General features: G+C 39.1%; 7 protein-coding genes and 1 pseudogene. 6 read left to right on the top strand and 2 right to left on the bottom strand.

Annotated elements, in window-relative coordinates; all coding sequences use genetic code 11:
* Window positions 1-141: 141 nt before the first annotated feature.
* From BN52_RS04910 to BN52_RS04900, 3 genes and pseudogenes are all read left to right on the top strand, one after another.
* Window positions 142-411: pseudogene (locus BN52_RS04910) on the top strand (PTS sugar transporter subunit IIC); the annotation flags it as partial.
* A gap of 27 nt (window positions 412-438) precedes the next feature.
* Window positions 439-1,359 carry a PTS system mannose/fructose/sorbose family transporter subunit IID gene (locus BN52_RS04905; protein ID WP_008473195.1) on the top strand — a complete coding sequence of 307 codons (921 nt, stop codon included), beginning with the start codon at window positions 439-441 and terminating at the stop codon, window positions 1,357-1,359.
* Between the two features lie 6 nt (window positions 1,360-1,365).
* Window positions 1,366-1,728: a DUF956 family protein gene (locus BN52_RS04900; RefSeq protein ID WP_008473194.1), complete on the top strand. Its 363-nt coding sequence runs from the start codon at window positions 1,366-1,368 to the stop codon at window positions 1,726-1,728.
* Between the two features lie 51 nt (window positions 1,729-1,779).
* Here BN52_RS04900 and BN52_RS04895 read toward each other — a convergent pair whose 3' ends face one another.
* Complete coding sequence (locus BN52_RS04895) at window positions 1,780-2,664, bottom strand: LysR family transcriptional regulator (RefSeq protein ID WP_008473193.1); 885 nt, start codon at window positions 2,662-2,664, stop codon at window positions 1,780-1,782.
* A gap of 115 nt (window positions 2,665-2,779) precedes the next feature.
* Between BN52_RS04895 and BN52_RS04890 the strand changes: the two genes are divergently transcribed.
* Window positions 2,780-3,289 carry a DapH/DapD/GlmU-related protein gene (locus BN52_RS04890; protein WP_008473192.1) on the top strand — a complete coding sequence of 170 codons (510 nt, stop codon included), beginning with the start codon at window positions 2,780-2,782 and terminating at the stop codon, window positions 3,287-3,289.
* A gap of 34 nt (window positions 3,290-3,323) precedes the next feature.
* Here the strand turns inward: BN52_RS04890 and BN52_RS04885 are convergent, their stop codons facing one another.
* Window positions 3,324-4,706, bottom strand: coding sequence for an amino acid permease (locus BN52_RS04885; RefSeq protein WP_008473191.1), 1,383 nt, complete (start codon window positions 4,704-4,706; stop codon window positions 3,324-3,326).
* Between the two features lie 317 nt (window positions 4,707-5,023).
* On the opposite strand from BN52_RS04885, the gene adhE reads away from it, so the two are divergent.
* Together adhE and BN52_RS04875 are read left to right on the top strand one after the other, a co-directional pair.
* Window positions 5,024-7,639, top strand: a complete 2,616-nt coding sequence (gene adhE, locus BN52_RS04880) for a bifunctional acetaldehyde-CoA/alcohol dehydrogenase (RefSeq protein ID WP_008473189.1) — start codon at window positions 5,024-5,026, stop codon at window positions 7,637-7,639.
* Window positions 7,640-7,775: 136 nt separating this feature from the next.
* Entirely contained in the window at window positions 7,776-8,489 is a 714-nt protein-coding gene (locus BN52_RS04875) for a carboxymuconolactone decarboxylase family protein (protein ID WP_008473187.1), read from the top strand.
* Window positions 8,490-8,617: the final 128 nt, after the last annotated feature.

Below are 8,617 nucleotides of genomic sequence, written 5' to 3'. Positions count from 1 at the left end.
TAATCAAGATGTCGTCAGTTCGAGTCTGACAGCCGGAGCTAGCGGAATATGAAAGAGGCGGGGGCCAGAGGCTTCCGCCTCTTTGTATGTTTTCATATTTTAGTATGTTAAATTTTCACAGCTTATAATACTATAAGTTTTGATGGTATGACTATCGGTGGTGGTATGGTTGTTGCCGTTGGTTATGCAATGGTTATCAACATGATGGCTTCAAAAGAAGTATGGCCATTCTTCGCTATCGGTTTTGCATTGGCTGCGATTAAAGATTTAACTTTAATTGCCCTTGGTGCAATCGGTCTTGCAGTTGCTTTAATGTACTTGGCTCTTGAAGCTAAGGGTGGCAACGGTGGTTCAAACTCCGGTAATGCAAGTACTGGAGATCCACTCGGCGATATCATTGATGATTATTAAAAAGACGCTTAGAGGAGGATTCTCAAAATGGCAGATAAAGAAGTTAAATTAACTAAGCGCGATCGCTTCAGCGTTATGTGGCACTCACAATTCCTTCAAGGTTCATGGAACTATGAAAGAATGCAAAATGGTGGTTACGTATATTCACTTATTCCCGCATTAAGAAAGTTATATCCAAATAAAGAAGATATGGCAGCAGCCTTGCAAAGACACTTGGTATTCTTCAATACTCACCCATACATTGCTGCTCCAGTTTTGGGTGTTACCTTGGCTTTGGAAGAAGATAAAGCTAATGGCGTAAACGTTCAAGACGAAGCTATACAAGGTGTTAAGGTTGGTATGATGGGACCTTTGGCCGGTGTTGGTGACCCAGTCTTCTGGTTTACTGTTCGTCCTATCGTTGGTGCTTTAGGTGCATCAATGGCTATTCAAGGCAACATCCTTGGACCAATTCTTTTCTTCGTAATTTGGAACTTAATCAGACTTGGTTTCTTATGGTACACTCAAGAATTTGGTTACAAGGCTGGTTCAGCCATCACTAACGACATGTCCGGTGGTATGTTGAAGAAGGTTACCCGTGGTGCCTCAATGATGGGTATGTTCGTCCTTGGTTCCTTGATTGAACGTTGGGTAAGCATTAAGTTTACGCCAATCGTTTCTCAAACCCCTATTCAAAAGGGTGGTTACATTGAATGGGATAAGCTTGCTTCAGGTGGTAAGGGTATCCAAGAAGCATTGTTGCAATGGAATATGGGCAACGGTAAAGCTTTGACCAACGTTAAAACCACTACTTTGCAAAACAACTTGGATCAATTGATTCCAGGTTTGGCAGGTTTGCTTTTGACTTTCCTTTGCATGTGGTTATTGAAGAAGAAAGTTTCTCCTATCTGGATCATCATCGGTATTTTCGTTGTTGGTGTGCTCTTCCACGTTTGGGGTATTCTTTAATAAACAATGGTTAAATCAATTAATACGGCAGTCGAACTGACGGTTAATGCGACTTGGTATCGCGGAATGCCATCTTATGGTCAAGTAATGGTGGGCGATCGTTCATTTGAGTTCTATAACGAACGCAATGTTGGCGATTATGTTCAGATTCCGTGGAACGAAATTACTTACGTTGTTGCAGATATTCATTTCGGAGGTCGCTACATTCCACGCTTTGAAATTAGAACAAAAAATAGTGGTAACTTTATCTTTAACACGCGTGATCCTAAAAAGACTTTACGTGCGATCAGAGAGCATGTGCCTGCTGATCGACTTCGTAAGTCACTCACGTTAATGCAAAAGTTGCGTCGAAATTTTTCTAAACATTAATAGCAAAAAAGCAATCGAACTGGTAGATAGTCTACCAAGACGATTGCTTTTTTAGTTTTCAGAGTCTTGAATTGATGCTTTTAGGCGATTAAGAAATAGTTGAGCCACAGGTGATAGCGCCGTTTCATGTTTCCAAATAACATTGATCGGTTCATATTGGGCTGGTGCTAATGGACGAAAAACTAAATTACGTCCATTCGTGTTAGTCAAACGATCGTAAGTCATAACGATTGCAGAATTGTTTTCTGCCATTAAACTTGCATTGTAAACTAAATTATAGTTCCCAATAATATTGATCTGCTTGTAATAATTACCGAACCATTCTTGGAAGCGATTGCGCATTTTAGCTTGCGTTGAGATCAAAAGTTGACGATTTACTAAATCACCAGCTCTAACTTCTGCTTTATTAGCTAGGGGATCTGACGCTGGCATTAATACGCCCCATTGGTCCTTTTCAGGCAATTGTAGGACTTCATAATTAGTCAGTGGTAAATCGCCCATAATGACAGCAAAATCAATTGTGCCATTATTTAACTTAGCTTCAGTCGTAGCGTATGACCCACTGAAGAGATCGATATTAACTAGCGGATAATCCTTGATGATGTCGCTGACAACTGACATTACTCGTTGCATGCCGTAACTTTCACCAGCACCGATAGTTAAATCACCACTGATTACTGAAGTAAATTGTAGATTTTGCTTAGTTTTATCCGCTAAAGTAAGAATTTCCCGCGCTTGTTCCTGTAAATAGCGGCCAGCAGGAGTTAAGATCAGTTTTCTTGGTTGACGAATAAATAATTTGACGCCTAATTCATCTTCAAGATCTGCAATTTGTCTTGAAAGCGCGGGCTGTGACACAAGTAGTTTTTCAGCAGCGCGCGTCATATTTTGCTCTTGGGCAGTTGCTAAAAAATAGTTGAGTACTCTTAGTTCCATTGTTTCACCATAATAAATTATTATTGAAATTGATAATTAATAATTTTTTTACATTTTTAAGCTTACCCTTTAAACTTGGTTTTAGCAACAGAATTAAGTCAAAGGAAAGATAAAAATGAACTTAAGTGAAGCAGAGCAACAAAGAATTTGCCAAAATCAACGATTGTTACAAAATCTAAATTGTGATCGTCACTATGACTGCGAAAAGCGTCAGCTTTTAAGTGAAATTATGGGTCGTCCTGTACCAGCTTCCTCGGAGATAAGATTGCCATTTTATTCAGATTGTGGTTTTAGAATCAAAATTGGAGAACGAGTTTTCATTAATATGGGCGTTATGATGACTGATCTTGGAAAAATTACGATTGAAGATGATGTTTTAATCGGACCAGGGGCCAAGATCATTACAGTTAATCATTGCTTAGATCCAGAAAGACGAAAGGAATTAAAGTTGAGTCCAGTAGTAATTGAGAAAAATGCTTGGATTGGTGCAGGAGCGACAATTTTACCAGGAGTTCGAGTGGGTAAAAATGCAGTCGTAGCTGCTGGAGCAGTGGTAACCAAGAATGTGGCGCCAAATAGTATCGTGGCAGGAGTACCTGCTAAATTAATCAAGACTATAAAATAAAAAGAAGACGACGTGTGCCGTCCACTAAAAGGACCTAGCCAAGTTGGTCTTCTGTTTCTTTACGCCAAAGTTTAGTAATCGCATACAGAACGATAAATACCAGAATTGCGGTACTAATTGCCAAACGATAGTTTGGCAAAATTAATAGTAACAAGATCATGCTGATGAAAAACAGCAACACTAGATAATCCAATACTGGGAAACCTGGCATTTTGAAATCCGGTAAGTCACCAGCAGGAGTCTGCTTGCGATAGACAATGTGGGTTAAAATCATCAAACACCAGATAATCAAAAACATACTGGTTGAGGTTGATGAGATAAAATTAAAAGCTTCATTACCAATTACCAAGGTAATAAGTGGTGCTAACCCCATTAAGACTGCCGATAGAATTAAAGCATTCTGTGGCAATTGTCGTCTAGATAGTTTGCCGAAAGTTTGGTTCCATTTGCCTTTGCCATTAAAACTAACAGAAAAGAGCAGTCTTCCTGCACTATATAAAAAACTGTTGGTTGAAGAGATAGCAGCTGAGATCACTACAAAATTTATTAATGAACTAGCATCGCGCATTCCTGTAGCCCCCAGAGCCTGAACGAAAGGACTAGCATCAGTTGCTACTTTTGACCAGGGAATCACTAGTAAGATTGCTAAGATAGCAAGGACATAAAACAAAATAATCCGGATAGGCAATTGATCAATTGCGCGCCGAATTGTTACCTCAGGATCACGAGCTTCAGCAGCTGTTAATCCAATTAATTCAACTCCGATGAAACTAAAAATGACCATCTGAAAGCCTTGAAAGAAACCATGATAATCTCTAGCAAAGAAACCGCCATGATCATCTAGGTTGGCCAAAACGACTGGTCCAAAGCTAGTTTTTTCGCCTGTAAAGAATAAAGTAGCGACGAAAATAACAAAGGCAATGATCATCAGAATTTTTATAATGGCAAAACTAAATTCGAGGTTACCGAAGAATCTAGCTGAGATCAAATTAATTAAGAGCAAGCACACAATTGTGATTGTTCCCGGAAGCCAAGTTGGCAGGTGAGGGAACCAATATTGAAAATAAATCCCTAGCGCGGTGATTTCCGCCATGCCAAGACTAACCCAACTGATCCAGTATAAATATCCGGTGATAAAGCCAATGTCCTTTCCAAGATATTTTTCGATAAATTCGATGTAGGTATGCTTGTTTAGGTCTGACATGATAAGCTCGCCAAGGGCTCGCATCAAAAGAAATAGAAAAATTCCAACAATGATATAAATCAAAATTACGCTAGGTCCAGCTCGATGAATACTATCGCCAACACCTAAGAACAAGCCAGTTCCGACAGCTCCGCCTAAAGCGATAAGCTGAATATGGGAATTGCTTAGTGACCGTTTATAGCCAGCTGAAGCAGGTTTTTCTTTATTTTTCATACTATTCCTCCCCTATAAAAATAATTGTAGCATTGCACAAGAAAAAAAGCTGAAAGTGGCGCCAATTTTAGTGTAATTATAAACATTGGCATCAGTTGCTAACGATAAAAAGCTATTCACATATAAGTTTGTTAATTCACAAACTTATATCTTTAGGTAACGCTTTCATGTACATAGGAGCAAATATGCTTGCAATATAAAGCTTTTTTTCACTTAATGAAAATATGAATTTGCTATTTACATTATTTTCAACTGTGCTATAGTTAGCATTGTAAATTAATTCACAATTGATTAACGGGATAAAAGAGGCACGGATGATGTTGAAAACACAAGAAAAAATACCGGCAAATCCAGAAGATAAAGCTAAACAAATAAAGCAAAATGTGGATGAATTAGTAAAAAAATCACATGTCGCTCTTGATCAAATGGCTGACTTTAGTCAGGAACAGGTTGATCATATTTGTGAGGCAGTTGCGACTGCTGGTGAAAAGAATGCTTACATGTTGGCCAAGATGGCAGTTGAAGAAACTGGTCGTGGAATTGTCGAAGATAAGACAATCAAAAACATGTATGCCAGTGAAAATATCTGGAACAGCTTACGTCACGAAAAGACGGTTGGAATCATCGATGAAGATAAAGAATTAGGTTTAACTAAGATCGCTGAGCCAAAAGGGGTAATTGCAGGTGTAACTCCGGTTACCAATCCAACTTCAACGGTAATTTTCAAAGCGATGTTAGCCCTTAAAACCAGAAATACAATTATATTTGGTTTTCACCCACAAGCTCAAAAATGCTGTGTTGCTACAGGTAAAATCATTCAAGCTGCCGCTGAAGCAGCCGGCGCACCTAAGAATGCTATCCAATGGATTGAAGAGCCAAGCATTCAAGCTACTTCCGATTTGATGAATCATCCAGATGTGCAAACAATTTTAGCAACTGGCGGTCCTGGCATGGTCAAAGCTGCTTATTCATCAGGTAAACCTGCTATCGGTGTTGGTCCTGGTAATGGCCCATCCTACATTGAAAAAACTGCTAACACAGATCGTGCAGTTTATGACATTATTTTGTCGAAGACCTTTGATAACGGCATGGTTTGTGCTTCTGAAAACTCGGTCGTTGTTGATGATGTTTATGACCAAGTTAAAGCTGAATTCAAACGGTGGAATTGCTACTTCTTGAATAAAGCAGAAATCAAAAAGTTTGAGACTCACTTCATCGATCCGAAGCGAGGCACAGTAGCAGGACCTGTAGCTGGTAAATCTGCTTATGAAATTGCTAAGTTATGTGGTGTTGAGGTTCCAGAAGATACCAAAGTTATCATTGCTGAATATCAAGGTGTTGGTAAGGCTTATCCATTATCTGCCGAAAAATTATCGCCAGTCTTTACTTTATACAGAGCTAAGGGTCATGAAGATGGCTTTAGAATTTGTCGAGCATTACTAAACTACGGTGGTCGTGGACACACAGCGGGAATTCATTCTAATGATCAAAAGGTGATCGATGAATTTGCCATGAAAATGGATGCTTGTCGAATTTTGGTTAACTCACCAGCAGCTTTAGGTGGGATTGGTGATTTGTACAATAACATGTTGCCATCGTTAACTTTGGGTACTGGTTCTTATGGTGCTAATATCTTTTCACATAATGTTGGTGCCAAAGATTTACTTAATATCAAAACTGTCGCTATGAGACGCGACAATATGCAGTGGATCAAGGTTCCTGCTAAAACTTATTTTGAACACAATGCTGCCAACTACTTGAAGCATATGCCTGATGTTCATCGCTTCTTCATTGTGACTGACGAAGGGGTAGCCGATCAAGGGTTTGCTGATGAGATCACAGATATTATTTCCAAGCGTCGAGATAACAAAGAATATGAAGTCTTTAAAGCCGTTACCTTAAGTCCAGATACTGAAGTTGTTAAAGATGGCGTTCACCGGATGAAGATTTTTAAACCAGATGCAATTATTGCGATCGGTGGTGGCTCAGTCATGGATGCCGCTAAAGCAATGCGCTTATTCTACGAAAATCCGCAAATGAGTTTTGAAGAAGCTTATCAAAAATTCCTTGATATTAGAAAACGGGTTGTTCGTTTTCCTAAGCATAATAAGGTTAAGTTAGTATGTATTCCAACTACTTCGGGTACAGGATCTGAAGTATCGCCAGTTGCAGTTATTACCGATGCCAAAACGGGAATTAAACATACTCTTTGCGATTATGCTTTAAACCCAGATGTTTCGATTGTTGATGATCAATTTGTCACCGAATTGCCACAACGCTTAATTGCTTGGTCAGGCTTTGAAGCTTTAGGACACGCAATTGAAAGTTATGTTTCGACAATGGCGACTGATTTCACTAGAGGCTGGTCGCTTGAGGCAATTAAGACGATTTTCAATAATTTGGAAGCTTCATATAATGGCGATTTAGATGCCCGCAAACGGATGCATGATGCTGCTACGATTGCAGGAATGGCATACTCTAATGCCTTTCTAGGATTGGAACATTCAATTGCTCATGCTGTTGGTGCAAGCTTTGATATCCCAAGTGGTGTCAGCGATGCCGTGGCCTTGCCACAAGTAATTCGCTTCAATGCTAAGCGACCAGAGAAATTAGCTATGTGGCCTCACTATTCGGTTTACCGTGCAGAAAGCGATTATGCAGAAATTGCTCGTGCCTTAGGCTTGAGCGCAACAACAGATCATGAATTAGTGGAAAAACTGGTTGCTAAGATCATTGATTTAGCCCACGCTGTTGGCATTAAATTGGCTTTCAAAGAATATGGCGTCAACCAGAAGAAATTCTTAGCTAAAGTTGATGAATTAGCAGTTGAAGCATATGGCGATCAGAATACGGTAACTAATCCAGTTTCACCATTAATTGCTCAAATCAGTACTTTGATGAAAGATTGCTACGAAGGCAAGAATATCAATTAACATCACTAAAAACGGTTGTCAGATGTGGTAATCGTTTTTTGATAGCTAAAAGTTATCTCTCAGGATCAAAAATAAGTATTTTTAATTGCCAAAACTGCTTTTTATAATTAAAGCAGATAGAAAGGTGGTTAAAAACATGACTTATGAAGAAGAGGCCATTCAAGCTCATCGCTTTTTAACAGAAACTGATCCCGAGGTATTCGCGACAATGACCAACTTTGCTTTTAAAGAAGTTGATGGTGAGATTGACATACCACGTAGAAGCAAGGACTTATCCACAATCGGCTATCTACTTGGTTGTCAGGCAACAGATGAATATCGACTGATGCTACCAGTATTTTTAGCTCATGGACTTACTGCAATTGAGGTTAAAGAAGTTCTGTATCAAGCTTTAGATTATCTAGGAATGGCAAGAGTAATGCCATTTTTCAAAATTACCAACGAGATTTTACAAAATCGGAGTGAAAGCTTACCATTACCAGGACAAGCAACAACCAATGAACAGACGCGATTATCAAAAGGCGAAGAAACTCAGATAAGATTGTTTGGACCACAAATGAAAGATTTTTCTAAAAAAGGAACCATTAATCGTTGGTTGACTGCTAACTGTTTTGGCGATTATTATACAAGAACTGGATTAAGCGATCAGGATCGAGAGCTGATAACTTTTTGTTATTTAGCAGCTCAAGGTGGCGTTGAACCCCAATTGCTAGCTCATGCTAAAGCAAATATCCGTGTGGGTAATGATGAAGCATTTTTGACTAAGATCGTATTGCAAAATGTACCCTATATTGGCTATCCTCGTAGCTTGAACGCCTTAAAAGTTATTCAGGAAGCAGCTAATAACTAAAAAAACGACTTACTGCAACAGAAGAAAAATTGCGGTAAGTCGTTTTAATTTTATTTATCTTCATAGCCATTAGGATGGTTTTGGTGCCATTTCCAAGCAGTAGCAATCACATCTTCGACGTTCTCATG

Source organism: Lactobacillus gigeriorum DSM 23908 = CRBIP 24.85 (assembly GCF_000296855.1).
GTDB lineage: Bacteria > Bacillota > Bacilli > Lactobacillales > Lactobacillaceae > Lactobacillus > Lactobacillus gigeriorum.
This window is presented reverse-complemented; position numbering and strand designations above follow the sequence as displayed.